At 64.1% G+C, this 13,084-nt stretch carries 14 protein-coding genes, 1 tRNA gene and 1 riboswitch; of the genes, 2 read left to right on the top strand and 13 right to left on the bottom strand.

Going from position 1 to position 13,084, the window contains the following annotated elements; all coding sequences use genetic code 11:
- Positions 1 to 39: 39 nt before the first annotated feature.
- A riboswitch (glycine riboswitch) is annotated at positions 40 to 139 on the bottom strand.
- 308 nt (positions 140 to 447) lie between these two features.
- Positions 448 to 807, bottom strand: coding sequence for a hypothetical protein (locus tag LDO54_RS03765; RefSeq protein WP_224006571.1), 360 nt, complete (start codon positions 805 to 807; stop codon positions 448 to 450).
- A 281-nt stretch (positions 808 to 1,088) separates the two neighbouring features.
- Positions 1,089 to 2,150 (bottom strand): oxidoreductase, encoded by a 1,062-nt coding sequence (locus LDO54_RS03760; RefSeq protein WP_224006568.1) that lies wholly within the window; start codon positions 2,148 to 2,150, stop codon positions 1,089 to 1,091.
- A gap of 416 nt (positions 2,151 to 2,566) precedes the next feature.
- Between LDO54_RS03760 and LDO54_RS03755 the strand changes: the two genes are divergently transcribed.
- Complete coding sequence (locus LDO54_RS03755; RefSeq protein ID WP_224006566.1) at positions 2,567 to 4,657, top strand: UvrD-helicase domain-containing protein; 2,091 nt, start codon at positions 2,567 to 2,569, stop codon at positions 4,655 to 4,657.
- A gap of 115 nt (positions 4,658 to 4,772) precedes the next feature.
- On the opposite strand, the gene LDO54_RS03750 is transcribed toward LDO54_RS03755, so the two are convergent.
- Complete coding sequence (locus LDO54_RS03750) at positions 4,773 to 5,687, bottom strand: c-type cytochrome (protein ID WP_224006563.1); 915 nt, start codon at positions 5,685 to 5,687, stop codon at positions 4,773 to 4,775.
- A 438-nt stretch (positions 5,688 to 6,125) separates the two neighbouring features.
- On the opposite strand from LDO54_RS03750, the gene LDO54_RS03745 reads away from it, so the two are divergent.
- Positions 6,126 to 6,201, top strand: a tRNA-Arg gene (locus tag LDO54_RS03745).
- A 138-nt stretch (positions 6,202 to 6,339) separates the two neighbouring features.
- On the opposite strand, the gene LDO54_RS03740 is transcribed toward LDO54_RS03745, so the two are convergent.
- From LDO54_RS03740 to LDO54_RS03695, 10 genes are all read right to left on the bottom strand, one after another.
- Complete coding sequence (locus LDO54_RS03740; RefSeq protein WP_224006546.1) at positions 6,340 to 7,275, bottom strand: SDH family Clp fold serine proteinase; 936 nt, start codon at positions 7,273 to 7,275, stop codon at positions 6,340 to 6,342.
- Between the two features lie 18 nt (positions 7,276 to 7,293).
- A complete protein-coding gene (locus tag LDO54_RS03735; protein ID WP_224006543.1) occupies positions 7,294 to 7,491 on the bottom strand; it encodes a hypothetical protein in 198 nt (65 codons plus the stop codon).
- 452 nt (positions 7,492 to 7,943) lie between these two features.
- A complete protein-coding gene (locus LDO54_RS03730; RefSeq protein ID WP_224006540.1) occupies positions 7,944 to 9,182 on the bottom strand; it encodes a phage major capsid protein in 1,239 nt (412 codons plus the stop codon).
- Between the two features lie 171 nt (positions 9,183 to 9,353).
- Positions 9,354 to 9,611 carry a hypothetical protein gene (locus LDO54_RS03725; protein ID WP_224006537.1) on the bottom strand — a complete coding sequence of 86 codons (258 nt, stop codon included), beginning with the start codon at positions 9,609 to 9,611 and terminating at the stop codon, positions 9,354 to 9,356.
- Positions 9,608 to 9,988 carry a hypothetical protein gene (locus LDO54_RS03720; RefSeq protein ID WP_224006533.1) on the bottom strand — a complete coding sequence of 127 codons (381 nt, stop codon included), beginning with the start codon at positions 9,986 to 9,988 and terminating at the stop codon, positions 9,608 to 9,610. The genes LDO54_RS03725 and LDO54_RS03720 overlap by 4 nt, the downstream gene beginning before the upstream one ends.
- A 103-nt stretch (positions 9,989 to 10,091) precedes the next feature.
- Positions 10,092 to 11,705: a YfjI family protein gene (locus LDO54_RS03715; RefSeq protein WP_224006531.1), complete on the bottom strand. Its 1,614-nt coding sequence runs from the start codon at positions 11,703 to 11,705 to the stop codon at positions 10,092 to 10,094.
- Complete coding sequence (locus LDO54_RS03710) at positions 11,702 to 11,881, bottom strand: hypothetical protein (protein ID WP_224006529.1); 180 nt, start codon at positions 11,879 to 11,881, stop codon at positions 11,702 to 11,704. The genes LDO54_RS03715 and LDO54_RS03710 overlap by 4 nt, the downstream gene beginning before the upstream one ends.
- Positions 11,878 to 12,144, bottom strand: a complete 267-nt coding sequence (locus LDO54_RS03705; RefSeq protein WP_224006526.1) for a hypothetical protein — start codon at positions 12,142 to 12,144, stop codon at positions 11,878 to 11,880. Before LDO54_RS03705 ends, LDO54_RS03710 begins: the two co-directional genes overlap by 4 nt.
- Positions 12,141 to 12,551, bottom strand: a complete 411-nt coding sequence (locus LDO54_RS03700; RefSeq protein ID WP_224006523.1) for a hypothetical protein — start codon at positions 12,549 to 12,551, stop codon at positions 12,141 to 12,143. Before LDO54_RS03700 ends, LDO54_RS03705 begins: the two co-directional genes overlap by 4 nt.
- Positions 12,544 to 12,717: a hypothetical protein gene (locus LDO54_RS03695; protein ID WP_224006520.1), complete on the bottom strand. Its 174-nt coding sequence runs from the start codon at positions 12,715 to 12,717 to the stop codon at positions 12,544 to 12,546. Before LDO54_RS03695 ends, LDO54_RS03700 begins: the two co-directional genes overlap by 8 nt.
- Positions 12,718 to 13,084 lie beyond the last annotated feature (367 nt).

The raw sequence follows: 13,084 nt of genomic DNA, 5'->3' as shown, positions 1-13,084 counted from the left end.
CGTCTCGCACGCGGGTGCGAAACAGGCGAAGCAGCGGTCCGGCGCGCACGGTCCTTTTGCCTGAGAGTTTGTGGGTTGCCCCTTCGGCGGCGGCGTTCGGATTCGACTCGCGAACGTCGCGCTCTCCCGGCGCGCGCAGCGATTGTGCGGGACGCCGGCGGGCTGTGTCAATGCGGAAAAATTGGGCGCGCTTTGTGGGCGCGTTGTGTCCACGTTCTGTGCGCTTGGGGCGTGCTTTGGGCGGGGAACAGGTGTGGAACGTGCGGACGCCGCTCGCGCTTGCTCGCAGACGATGCGCCGAACGCCGTCGCGCAAGGCTCGCCGTCATGCGGCCCCGAAAAATCCGCGCGCGTGCCGCGAGCGCGATCCGCGAATCCGCGCCAAAAGAAACGGGCCGCGCAGGGCGGCCCGTGAGATCGCGATGAGTTCGTCGACTTATTCGCCGACTTATTCGCCGATCGCGCGCGCCGCCGTATCGAGTTCCTGATTGAGCACGTGCTGCTCGTCGCCGGAGATGCCGCCGCCGTGCTGCGTGGCCATGTCGTGCGCTTCGGCGCGGATCGTGTCGAGACGATGATGGAGTGCGGCGCCCTGCGGCGGCGGATAGTAGCCCTGGCTCACGCGCGCGTCGATGCGGTGGCCGAGGTTGTCGATGCGTCCGTCGATCTGATGCAGACGATCGACAGCCGCTTCATGCGGATTCGGGCCGGAGTGCGGCGCAGGCTGCTGGTTGACGACGCACGCGGCGAGCGTCGAAACGAGTGCGGTGGCGCAGACCAGCCGGATGGCACGGTTGAATCGGGTCATTGAGACTCTCCTTGTTGTCGACCTGGCGCGGGCTTGCGCACCGCGCCGGTCCCCCGCAACCCGGAGGTTGCGGAGTGTTGTTGCGCTGTTTTTCGGCGTTGTCCGTCGGCAAACGCGTCGCGCGCGCCGCGCGATGACGGCGCGGCGGCACGGACTTGTAACCGTTTGTATGGACCTTTCGGATGCGTCGGCGGATTGCAAGCCGCGCGGCCGTGGGTGACACGGCGCGCGATTCAGCTTTGGGTTCGGCTTGTGGTGCGGCCCGTGACGCGGCCTGTGATTCAGCCCGCGCGCGTGAAAGCGAGCGTGCGGCCTTCCTCGGCGCTCTGCATCGCCAGCTCGACGATCGTCATCACGTCGATGGCATCCTGCGGGCTCACCGGGAACGGCTTGCCCTCGCGGATGGCGGCGGCGAGCGCGCGGTACAGATCGGCGTAATTGCCCGCGGCGTTGGGCACTTCGCGGTCGGACTCCTGGCCGTCGTCGGCCATGACATGCAGACGGCCCGCTTCGTTGCCGTCGCCGAAACCGGGCTGGCCGGGGCGCAGCCCCGCCTTCAGCTGGTCTTCCTGCGTATCGAGCCCGTTCTTCAGATAGCTGCCGCGCGTGCCGTGAATCGCGAAGCGCGGCGCATACGCGGCCAGCGCGCTCGCATGCAGCACGGCGTCGAGCCCCGCGTAGCGCAGCACGAGGTGCGCGTAGTCGGGCGCGCTGGCGTTGTCGCGGCGCGTGTGCACGAAGGCCGTGACCGACTCGGGCGCGCCGAACAGCGCGAGCGTCTGGTCGATCAGATGCGGGCCGAGATCGTAGAGCAGGCCGCCGCCGCGCGTGGCGTCCTCGCGCCAGCGCTGGCGCACCTGCGGACGGAAGCGGTCGAAGTGCGATTCGTAATGCGTGACGCGGCCCAGTTCGCCGTTTTCGATCAGCCGTTTCACGGTGAGGAAGTCGCCGTCCCAGCGGCGGTTGTGGAACGGCGCGAACACGAGGCCGCGCTGCTTCGCGATGGCCGCGAGCGTGCGCGCTTCGTCGGCGGTCAGCGTGACCGGCTTGTCGACGAGCACGTGCTTGCCGCGCTCCAGCGTGCGGCGCGCGAGGTCGTAATGCGTGTCGTTGGGCGTGGCGATCACGACGCATTCGATCGCGTCGAGCGAGAGCAGCGCGTCGAGGTCGGGGACGATCGCGGCGTCCGGGTAGTCGGCTTGCGCGCGCTCGGCCTGGCTCGTGGCGATGGCGGCAAGGGTCACGGGCAAATTCGCAGCGCCGCTATGGGCGATCACGGGTGCATGGAAGGTCTGGCCGGCGAAGCCGTAGCCCATCAGGCCGATTTGCAGCGGTGCTGTCATGTAAGCGCGTCCTTTTTCCAGCGTGGGAGCGGCACGGCGGGTAGCGATGCCGCGGGTGGCGGGAGCCCGTTATTGTGGCACGCGCGGTGGCGCTCGGGTGGCGCGCACGGTTCGGGGCACGGCACGGCGCGCCTCGCAGCGAACGGGGACGGATCGGCATATCGGCGTATCGGCGTATCGGCATATCGACGTAGCGCCTCACCGCCCAGCCGCGACGTCCCGGAAGGGCGCGAACCAGGCGGCACAGGACACGCCGTCGCGCCATTAGCGGGGCGACATCGGTGCGACGCCGCGTCGTGTTAACATCGCTGCTCTCGCGTGAAGGGCCGCCGCGCCATGAGCATCGTCTGCATCATGCGCAGGTCTTGCGCCGCACGCCTCCCGGCAGTACCACCCGTTTTTCCAATCCAGCAACGATGTCCGCAGGCCTGAATCCCGCCCAGAACGAAGCGGTACGCTATCTCGACGGTCCCTGTCTCGTGCTCGCCGGCGCGGGCAGCGGCAAGACGCGCGTCATTACGCAGAAGATCGCGCATCTGATCGAAGCGAAAGGCTTCGAGCCGCGCCATATCGCCGCCGTCACCTTCACCAACAAGGCCGCCGCCGAAATGCGCGAGCGCGTGGGCAAGCTGCTCGAAGGCAAGACGCTCACGACGCCCGGCAAGGAAGGCCGCAAGGTGCCGGCCAACCAGCTGACCGTCTGTACGTTCCACTCGCTGGGCGTGCAGATCCTGCGTCAGGAGGCCGAGCATCTGGGACTCAAGCCCCAGTTCTCGATCATGGATTCGGACGATTGCTTCTCCATGATCCAGGAGCAGGTGGGCTCGACCGACAAGGGCTTCATCCGCAAGATCCAGTCGATCATCTCGCTCTGGAAGAACGGCCTCGTGATGCCCGAGGAAGCGCTGGCCACGGCCTCGAACGAGGACGAGCACCAGGCCGCCATCGTCTACCGAAACTACATGGCGACGCTGCATGCCTATCAGGCCGTCGATTTCGACGATCTGATCCGCCTGCCCGCCGAGCTGTTCGCGAAGAACGAGCCGGTGCGCGAGCGCTGGCAGAACAAGCTGCGCTACCTGCTGGTCGACGAGTATCAGGACACCAACACCTGCCAGTACGAGCTGCTCAAGCTGCTGGCGGGCCCGCGCGCGGCGTTCACGGCGGTGGGCGACGACGACCAGGCGATCTACGGCTGGCGCGGCGCGACCATCGAAAACCTCGCGCAGCTGGGCAAGGATTATCCGAAGCTGCACGTCGTGAAGCTGGAGCAGAACTACCGCTCGACGGTGCGCATTCTCACGGCGGCGAACAATGTGATCGCCAATAACCCGAAGCTGTTCGAGAAGAAGCTCTGGTCCGAGCACGGCATGGGCGACACGATCACCGTCACGCCCTGCAACGACGAGGAGCACGAGGCCGAATCGGTCGTGTTCCGCCTCTCGGCGCACAAGTTCGAGCGCCGCGCGCAGTTCCGCGACTACGCGATTCTGTATCGCGGCAATTTCCAGGCGCGCATCTTCGAACAGGTGCTGCGCCGCGAGCGCATTCCGTACGTGCTCTCGGGCGGCCAGTCGTTCTTCGACAAGGCTGAAATCAAGGACATCTGCGCGTATCTGCGCCTGATCGCCAATCACGACGACGATCCCGCGTTCATCCGCGCGATCACGACGCCGCGCCGCGGCGTGGGCAACACCACGCTCGAAGCGCTCGGCTCGTTCGCGGGGCAGGCGAAGGTGTCGCTGTTCGAGGCGGTGTACATGGGCGGCATCGAGGCGCGGCTGTCCGCGCGCCAGGTCGAGCCGATGCGCGTGTTCTGCGACTTCATGCAGCGTCTGGCCGAGCGCGCAGTGAAGGATCCGGCGACCGTCGTGCTCGACGAGCTGATGGACGCGATCCACTACGAGGCGTATCTCTACGACGCCTTCGACGAGCGCCAGGCGCAGTCGAAGTGGCAGAACGTGCTCGAATTCCTGGAGTGGCTCAAGCGCAAGGGCACCAAGCCCGAGCAGGAAATCGGCGAAGACAGCGAGGCGACCGGTTACGACAACACCGACGGTCTCGCCGACACCGGCAAGAACCTGATGGGCCTGATCCAGACCGTCGCGCTGATGTCGATGCTCGAAGGCAAGGAAGAGGACCCGGACGCGGTGCGCCTGTCGACGGTGCATGCGTCGAAGGGACTGGAGTATCCGCACGTGTTCCTGGTGGGCGTCGAGGAAGGGATCATGCCGCATCGCGGCGGCTCGGAAGACGACGTCATCGACGATTCGCGCATCGAGGAAGAACGCCGCCTGATGTACGTGGCGATCACACGCGCGCAGCGCAGCCTGCATCTGAACTGGTGCAAGAAGCGCAAGCGGGCGCGCGAGACGGTGGTGTGCGAGGCGTCGCGCTTCATCCCCGAAATGGGACTCGACGACGCGCCGCCGCCCACCGCCGAGGAAGCGCCGATGTCGCCGAAAGACCGGCTCGCAAGCTTGAAGGCGCTGCTGCAGAAGGGCTGATTTTTTCCGCTTTTCGCGCGCGCGGGTTTGGCGTGAACTGGAAACGAGAAGGGCCGCATCGGAATCCGATGCGGCCCTTTGTTTTTGCCGCGTGGGTGCGTAAGCGGCGTGCGGCTTACTTCGCGGCGCTCACCATGTAATCGACGGCGGCCTTCACATCGGCGTCCGAGGCGTTCGAGCCGCCCTTGGGCGGCATCGCGCCCTTGCCGTGCAGCGCGTAGTTGTAGACCGTGTCCATCGGTTCCTTCAGGCGCGGCGCCCAGTCGTCCTTGTTGCCGAATTTCGGCGCGTTGAGCACGCCTGCCGCGTGGCACGCCTGGCAAACCTGCGTGTAGAGCGCCTTGCCGGCCTGCGAGGCGTCGGCGCTTTGCGTGGCGCCACCGGCGGCTGCATTGCCGCCCGACGCGGCTTGCGGGATTGCCGCGATGGCGGCTGCGGCGGCGGAAGCCTGCGCGGCGTTCGCATCGGCGCCCGATGCGGCCGGAGCGGCTGCCGCTGCACCCGAGGCGGCGTTCGCCGCGCCCGGCGCGGGTTTCGGCGGGTCCTGGAAATTCGCGCCGCCGTGATTCGCCATGTAGGCGACGGCGAGGCCGATTTCGTAGTCGCTGTAGTCGTCGGGGCTGGTGCCGCCGCGCGGCGGCATGGCGCCCTTGCCGGAGAGCGCGGTGTGCCAGAGCGTGTCGTAGCCCTGCGCGATGCGCGGCGCCCAGTCGCCCGCGTTGCCGAACTTCGGCGCGCCCGCCGCGCCGCTCGCGTGGCAGGCGGAACAGACGGCCTGGTAAACCTGCTCGCCGGTCTTGTAGACGCGCGGCGCATTGGCGTCGCGGATCGAGACCTGCGCGATCGGTGCGATGCGCGAGGCGATCTGCTGGGCGGAGAGTTCTTCGGTGCCCGCGCCGGTGCGCGTCGTGTTGTCGACGTAGTAGGCGAGCAGAACGATGATGACGATAGGGACGGCAAACCCGGCGATGACAGCGGCGATCAACTGGCCGGGCGTTTTGATCGGGGCTCCGTGGGGTGCTTCGCTCATGCTTGTCTCGACTCCCGTTGGTATTGTGGTGAGCGGTACAGCAGGACGGCAATGGCCTTGAGAATGATCAAACAGGAACGATTATAGACGCAAGGTTTCGCGCCCGGTGGCGGCGCGCGGGGGCGCTTAAGCGGGCGTTTACCCGCATTTTTAACCGCGTTGCCGCGTGCCGCGCGAGGTGCTGTGTAAACGGTGTCGGATCATAACGCATCGTGTGCCTGCGGTCCGTTGTGCGTCGGCTTTGGGGCCGCGCTGGAACCGTCCGGGACCCGCCGTGGCCGCGATCGCGGTGGCCCGCGCGCGGTGGACGTTGTCACCGAAACCGGGTATCCTCTCGGTCTCTACGGCGCTGCTATCCCCGTATTTTTCGGTCTGGCTGGCAGCGCTTTCGCACGAATGGGCCCGGAGTGCATCACCTGGCCGGTTCGCGCGAGTCTCGCGCCCGTAGCTCAATGGATAGAGTACTGCCCTCCGAAGGCAGGGGTTGCTGGTTCGATCCCAGCCGGGCGCGCCAAGCCTATCAAGCCTTTCTGGCTTTTTTCCCTTTTCCCGACTCGAAAGCGTTGCCCAATAGGGCAGCAGCAGGGCAAATGTCGCGCGGGAAATGTAAAAAAGCCCGCTCGTCGGCGGGCTTATCGTCGTCACAGTTGGCCTAGACTTGCGGCACGGGCCCTGGGGTCGGAACGTTCAGGCGCTGAATACGGCTAACACCTTCGCCATTCTCGATGATTTTTGTGATGCTCATCAGGGCGCAGGTGTGCATGTAGCAGTGGTGCACTGTCAGCACGAGATCTTGCAATTCGCCATCCGCTTCCAATCGCTCAATTTTGAGGCCGATGTCCTCGCACTTATCGAAGTGGAGGTGTCGAGCGTGAGTTTTTTGGCCATCGTGATCTGCAAGAACATCAACGATCTTCTTTGCTTTTTCGGCAGCGTCTTTATCGCCTTGGAACATGCCCGTTTCCAACCAATTTTGGACCATGTTCTTGGACCAGTCGATCGCTCGATGGCACGAGTCGAGGAAGGTCGGGTGATATTTGCCGATGATCGTTTGCCACAAAGGCAGGCTCGCTGGCTGCGTGCGAATTTCTTCGATTGCTCGCTTGAACTCGTCGAGGACAGCCGGTGCCGATACGCCGCCCAATTGTGGGTCGATAGGGCCCAGACTGGACTGCTTGCCAAGCACAATGGACTTGGCTGAGCAGGCAATCATTGTTCCAGCCGACATGGAAATCTGCGGCACGATGACTCGTACATCCGTGCCGAACATTGCACGGAGATAGAACACAATCGACTCCGCTGCTGCGATGTCGCCGCCGGGGGTGTGGAGAATCAGATCCAGACCTTTTGACCGGTCCATCCCGTGGATGGCAGTCATGAACCCACTCTTATCGTCGTCGTTAATGGACAAACCCGGCGAGTTCCCCACCGCCGGGTTTAGCCATCCTGAATAGTACGCAACGATATTCCGGCCAGTCTTGGCAGCCAAAAGCGCCAAATACTTATGTCGGACGGTGTCATGCGAATTGGGTACGTGATTGTTTTCGGCCTGCTGGATTTCGTCTAGTACTTCGGACCAATTCGGCATTGAAACGTCGTGTCCTGCTTATCGGGTGTGATTGGTGTAGACGACGGGCGTGGCGGCGTCATACATGGAAAAGATCTGGAACGAGCGAAGCTCAGCCTGCGGCGCAGCGTTCACTGCATTCGCGGCAGTAGTAAACATCGCGGCATGAAGCTCGGCCAACGTCTTTTCCCCGACGAGGTTGGCGTCGACCGGCATGGCTTGCGGCGAGGTAGTCATTTTGTTCTCCGAGAGTCGGGAAATTGGTGCCACAACAGTTATACGGGCGAATAACTTCGATTGGCTATCGCACCAAGCGCAGCACGGCGGCTGCGCTTGGCCAGAGCGTACAAAGATTGTATTTGCTTGTCAATATTTATGCGCGGAAGTGTGCATAAGTACTTGTACAGTAACTGTTAACGGCGCGATCTCTCAGTTGTGAAGCGCACACGGCGTTCCGAATGCACAGACCCGTAGTCGGCGAGTGGTTTTAGTGAGAAAACTTAACAAGTGCCAGCCGTCTTAACATGAACCAAAATGCCGGAAAGGCCGCGTAGATCGAGGTTGGGCCACTGTGCAGGTTGTTAATGCTTTAACAAAATTTGCAAAGGGAAAATTTTCTGCGCGTGGGGTAACGGTCGGTCGAGGCGGCCGGGGCGGCCAAACTTTCGACCGCCCCGGCCCCAATTGCGTTAGCTCGCAACGGCCTCGATCACCGTGATTGCCTGCGGGTAGTTCGCGATCACGTCCACGCGAGCGTGGCAGAGGAAGCCGATTTCGCCAGTCTTGGCATAGGCTTCGCGCAGCAGGCCGATGTTCAACGTCTCGCGCAGCGCGTATTGCACCGTCGAGAAGTTACCGACGAACACCAGGCTCTTGGCGTTGCCGTCGCCGAGGTTGACCGGTACGCCGTTGGTCGAGAGCTGACGCACGCCAGCCAGCAGCGGCGGCGCGTTGAGCGGTTGACCCGTCGTATCAACCAGACCAGCGAGGCCGACCAGCGTGCGCGGTGCCATGATTGCAGCAGTCGGCGCGGGCGCCTTGTGTTCGAGCTGGGTCTGATACGCGGCAAGCATGTCGCTATAGGCGAACTTCGCGCCTGCCTGCTCGATCTTCGTCACTGCCTCCATGCCGTACAGGCCGAGCGGCTGCGGTGCCACGCCACTGCCGACGAGGCCAGCGCGGTCGAACTCCAGCGCGAAAGCTTGCGAGATTGCCTGCGTCACTGCGCGCGACACGTCGTCAGCATCGGCCAGCAGTTCGCGGCTGATACGCACGATGCAGGCGAGCGAGCGGGGCGTCGCCACCACGCCGCGGAACGTCGGTTCGCTTTCGGCGACGGCGCCCAGCTCGTTACGCCATGCGGGCGTGGGCAGCGTGTCGATGCCCGCCACGGTCACGCTCTTGGCTCCGTCCGTCACCGGCAGGATGCCTGCGCCAGCCGTGAGCAGTGCGCTTTGGTCGACCATTGCGTCGAGGATCTTCGGCATGACGATGCTCGGCACGGCATAGCCGCCCGCCGAGTCCGTACCGACTGCGAGCGATGCCTTGACCGCATCCGAGCACTTCATGCCCGCTACGCCGCGCAGGAAGTCGGCCATGTTGATGCTGGCGTCTTCACCAGCGGCTTGGGCGCGCTGCTTGTAGTGCGCCGAGATTTGCGCCGAGCGCAGACCGCGGGCCGCATAGATCGGCAGTTGCTCTTCGCGTGCGTTCGCACCGCTAGCGCCGCCGTGCATCTGATGCGATGCGAGTGCGACGGAGTGCTCGTCGACTGCGGTACGCAGCTCCGCCAGTTCGGCCTCGTTTTTTTCCTTCAGGCCGTTGACGGCTGCCGCCACGCCTTCAACCAGAGCTTTGATGTCCGCGCCGCCTTGGGCGTGAACGGATTGGATGCCGCGCGGAACGCGAACCGAGTTATTCGTTTGCATGTGATGCCTCATAAAGTGAATTCGGGAATTTGCTTCGTCACGACCCGCTCAACAGCGCACGGCGTGTTGTGCATCGTGGATACGGTAGCGCCCGGCATACCGCCTTATGCATCGGCCCCATGACGCGCGAACGCATACATGAGGCCGTTTGTCAATAGTGTATAGGACTACTTAGTGGTTAACAACACCGGCCTCAAGGCGGCACACCTCCGCCGTCTCGCCCGCAGCGTCAACGACGCTGATGACCGTCTCCAGCAGCCCGCCCGCCATCGCGCAACTGCGTAGCTCGATCATTCCGCCTGCGTTGAGCACGTGCGAGCAATTCGCGTAATGCTGCGGATTCTCGACACGCAATTGATCGAACGCGGCTTGAAACAGGTTCTTCACAGCGCCCTGATATGCGGCGATGGTCTTTTCGGTCGTGTTCATCGGTCAAACCTCCAGGTGCGTTTCTCGACGGCTGCGCGCGCGGCCGCTGCGGCGGTCGCGTCCGTCAATCGTTGATTGAAGTGGTGCAGGTTCGGCAGCAGGTCTGCCAGCGGACCCCGCACGGCGCGCGCGAGTACATCGTCGCGTTGCTCGTCGGGCCATTCCTCCAGATCTGCTAGCCGCTCGATCATTCCGACCAGTTCGGTTTGCATCCGCTGGACGTCGGCCGCTCCGATGTATGGCGCCCACGGCCAGAATTCGCCGAATGCGTTTTTCTCTGTGGGGCTATCCGGGGCACTGACAAAACTGACAGAAGGTTGCGCGGCGGGCTTCGCTGTGTCCGTCACGGATTGCAGGCGAGCGAGGTACTTGTTCATCGTGTGGCCTCCGGTTGACTGGCCGCGCGCGTGGCGCACATCAGCCGAGTAACAAGCGAGTCACGCGTGGTCACGCGTGCGGGTAACGAGTCACGGCGGGGAGTCACTTCCGTGCCCCCGGGTGAATGCGGTAAGTAGTCTTCGCGCGCCCGCCAGTCTCGGCGGCTTCAGGCAGGAGATAGCCGTACTCGATCAGCACGCCAATGGCTTTTGTCGCTGCCTCGCGGTTCTCCAGTCCCGACCATTGATTGCGGTACACGTCGCGCGCCGTGAATCCGTCCGTCAGGTCGCCCGCCTTGATTCGCCGCAGCAGCGCCTTTGCGCCGCTCACCTCCGCGACCAGCACGGAGCCATAGGCGCGCTCTGCGTGACTGCGCAGGTACGCGGCCCACGCGAGCGCCTGATTCATTGCGTAGTCCGTTACCGGGCCAATGCCGCCGTTGGCGAGGTGCAGCACGAGCGCGAGCGAGGGCACCAGCTTCCGGTACTTCGCGAGGTGCGATTCCATAGCGGGGTGCAGGTCGCCACTGCGCAGGGTGTTTTCGTGCTCCGTTCGCCATTCGACGAAGATTTCCATCGCCTCAGGCGAGAGACGCAGGAAGGGCGGGTTGCCGTCCGGTTCGCCGTCAGGGTCGGCGGGAATTTCCGCCTGCCACGTGTCGACCGGGTCGGCATCGACCAGGCGCTTGAACGCGGCGTGCGCCGTGTGCTTCGCCTCAGCGTCCGGCCAGCAATCGACGTTCTCCCACGTCTCGCGTGGCACGTCGGGCCAAACCAGCACGCCGAAGCGTTGCACGAGGCCATCGTCCGCCGACCCGCCACCGATCGCGCTGCGCAGGTATTCGGATAGGCGCCCGGGTTGCGTCGATCCGATCAGCGACAGACACACGGCTTCGATGCGCTGATGTCCGCGCATGATGCGGTCGACAACGTAGCCATCGTTACCATTCCAGCCGGTCAGGTAGAAGCCGCGTGCGCTCTCCTGCCCGTCGCGGTCGAGTCCCTTCAGCAGACTCACCAGCTCGTCACGGAACACGCCCACGCCCTGCGGGTTGTCGGCGCAGATCTCGCCCAGCTTCTCGACCGTCGCATCGTTGACGAGGTAGCGCGTCAGTTTCGGTGGTTCCAGCGGTTCGGATTCGTACTGGGTGATTGCCGCGTCGGGGTTTTTCTTGAGCGCCGCCATAGCCTTCTTATCCGCCGCGTCCTGACGCATCTTGTGGATCTTCGATTCGGACTCGTGCAGCGCGAGCTCGTCGTCAAAGCGCTGGCTCGCCTCCATGTCGAGACGCTTTACCGGCGCGAGCACGGCGCTCATCGCTGGCGACTTCATCACGCCTGGGCGGCCAACGATGCAGACCCACTGATTGGCGTATTCGGTCCAGTCGTCGCGCAGCTTCGGACGAACGCCTACGCGCCGGCCGATGGCGATACCCAGCGCGCCGATGATCGTAGCGCCGATGAAGTCAGGTGGACATTGCACACGGTTGGCAATGTCCTGCGCCCACGGCCGCAGGCTCTCGGGCAGCAGTGCCATGTTGAAGGGTTCGACCGGACGCAGCGAATCCGGCAAGGGCTCGATCTCCGGCCATGCAACGCCGCCAGTCGCGTCGCCCTTCGCAAGAAAAGCCATGCGCGCCTTGTTGACTTCGCGGCGCTCGCGCGCGGCGCGCAGATCGTCGTCAGTGAGCGCGAGGTCATCGAGAAAATTGCTCACAGGCTTCCCTCCCGCAGCGCGCGCATGATCCAGATCTTCGCGGCCGCCACGATGTTTTCCGTTACCCACGTTCCGTGGAGCTTCCATTCCTCTTCACCCATCCTTTTCCTGCTGATTTCGATTTCGCGCGCGATCTGTCGATTGACGCGATCCTTGATGGTTTGGGCTTCGCTCATGACCGGCCTCGTAAGGACTGCTGATCGCTTTGAATACGCCGAAATTTGCGGGGCGCTTTCGTGGCGGCGCCTTCTGCGAAAACCGGCTCAACAGCGCTGATGGTGAAGCCGATGCCGCCAGTTTCGTCGCACATGCGTCGAGCTTCTGCCCACGCTTCGCGTTGGTCAGCGCGCGCGGCGCCGTAGTGCGTGCAGGAGCGCCAGAGGCCGTCAACCTCGCGGCCAGCATCAAACCAGATCGGCATCCAGAGGGGCTGGTTCATTGCGCACCCTCCGAAAATCGAACTGCTTCGGCCTGCGCGCGCTCGGCGTAGTTACCGGCCAATTCCTTGCCAATTTCTGCCAGCGTGAGGTCGTCAAAGCCGCACGCGTCTCCGGCCGAAGCGATGTATTCCAGAACGTGAAACAGGGCGTTTGCCTGGCGAAGAGCGCGGGCCGCCGCCGCCAGTTCGTCGGCCGCGCGGGCGGCGGTTTTGCGGGCAGACTTCTCCAGCTCGGGAAACTGAGCCACGCGGCGCTCCTGCTCACGCACCGCCTCGGTTTCCTGCGCCGCTGCTTGCCTGCGCAGTGCGAGCGTTGCTGCTTTCTTGCTCGTGCCGTTCGAGGTTGCACCCGCGATATGGGCAGAGAAAAGCGCCGGATCGTTGAGGGTTTGGGCTGCGTCAAGCATGGCGCACCTCCACCGGCTGGGCGAGCGCGGCCAGCACGAGCAAGGCGTCGGCGCAGATGTCGAGCGCGTCAAAGACGGTGGGCGCGAGCGCAGCGGCGCGCAGGGCGCAGTTTGCGAGTTCGATCGGGGATTGCGTTTGCTCGGGACGAGCGAGGGCTTGGCGCATGGTGCGGCCTCCTAGAACGGGGTTCACCCGCTCCCCATCGCCAAATGGGGTGGGCGGGCACTGGGCGGGGTTGGCGAACCGGCGTTCTAGGAAACCGGCAGACCCGAAGGTCTCCCCACCCAGGCCCACCCATTGATCGTATAGGCGCGCAAAGGCAGTACGGACGTAAAAAATCCGCCGAGTGGCGGATGTCCGCCTAGAACCAATCAGGTCGCCAAACCCGGTGGCTTTTGTGTCGGCCACGGAAAAAGTATACGCGCCTCCGTTTACGCCATGCAAGTGCATTTTTTCGAAAAGAGCCCCCGGGGTCACTGACACAACTGCCACAAGCCCCCTTTTGTCAGTTGTGTCAGTGAGAGGTGGGGCA

Origin of the sequence: Paraburkholderia tropica, assembly GCF_914484835.1 — a bacterium.
GTDB classification, from domain to species: domain Bacteria; phylum Pseudomonadota; class Gammaproteobacteria; order Burkholderiales; family Burkholderiaceae; genus Paraburkholderia; species Paraburkholderia tropica_A.
Note: the sequence above shows the minus strand (reverse complement) of the source record. Positions and strands in the feature narration are given on the sequence as shown.

Excerpts from the sequence above, each read along its gene's own strand:
- LDO54_RS03765 (WP_224006571.1), bottom strand. The coding sequence starts at position 807 with ATGACCCGATTCAACCGTGCCATCCGGCTGGTCTGCGCCACCGCACTC.
- LDO54_RS03760 (WP_224006568.1), bottom strand. The coding sequence starts at position 2,150 with ATGACAGCACCGCTGCAAATCGGCCTGATGGGCTACGGCTTCGCCGGC.
- LDO54_RS03755 (WP_224006566.1), top strand. The coding sequence starts at position 2,567 with ATGTCCGCAGGCCTGAATCCCGCCCAGAACGAAGCGGTACGCTATCTC.
- LDO54_RS03750 (WP_224006563.1), bottom strand. The coding sequence starts at position 5,687 with ATGAGCGAAGCACCCCACGGAGCCCCGATCAAAACGCCCGGCCAGTTG.
- LDO54_RS03740 (WP_224006546.1), bottom strand. The coding sequence starts at position 7,275 with ATGCCGAATTGGTCCGAAGTACTAGACGAAATCCAGCAGGCCGAAAAC.
- LDO54_RS03735 (WP_224006543.1), bottom strand. The coding sequence starts at position 7,491 with ATGACTACCTCGCCGCAAGCCATGCCGGTCGACGCCAACCTCGTCGGG.
- LDO54_RS03730 (WP_224006540.1), bottom strand. The coding sequence starts at position 9,182 with ATGCAAACGAATAACTCGGTTCGCGTTCCGCGCGGCATCCAATCCGTT.
- LDO54_RS03725 (WP_224006537.1), bottom strand. The coding sequence starts at position 9,611 with ATGAACACGACCGAAAAGACCATCGCCGCATATCAGGGCGCTGTGAAG.
- LDO54_RS03720 (WP_224006533.1), bottom strand. The coding sequence starts at position 9,988 with ATGAACAAGTACCTCGCTCGCCTGCAATCCGTGACGGACACAGCGAAG.
- LDO54_RS03710 (WP_224006529.1), bottom strand. The coding sequence starts at position 11,881 with ATGAGCGAAGCCCAAACCATCAAGGATCGCGTCAATCGACAGATCGCG.
- LDO54_RS03705 (WP_224006526.1), bottom strand. The coding sequence starts at position 12,144 with ATGAACCAGCCCCTCTGGATGCCGATCTGGTTTGATGCTGGCCGCGAG.
- LDO54_RS03700 (WP_224006523.1), bottom strand. The coding sequence starts at position 12,551 with ATGCTTGACGCAGCCCAAACCCTCAACGATCCGGCGCTTTTCTCTGCC.
- LDO54_RS03695 (WP_224006520.1), bottom strand. The coding sequence starts at position 12,717 with ATGCGCCAAGCCCTCGCTCGTCCCGAGCAAACGCAATCCCCGATCGAA.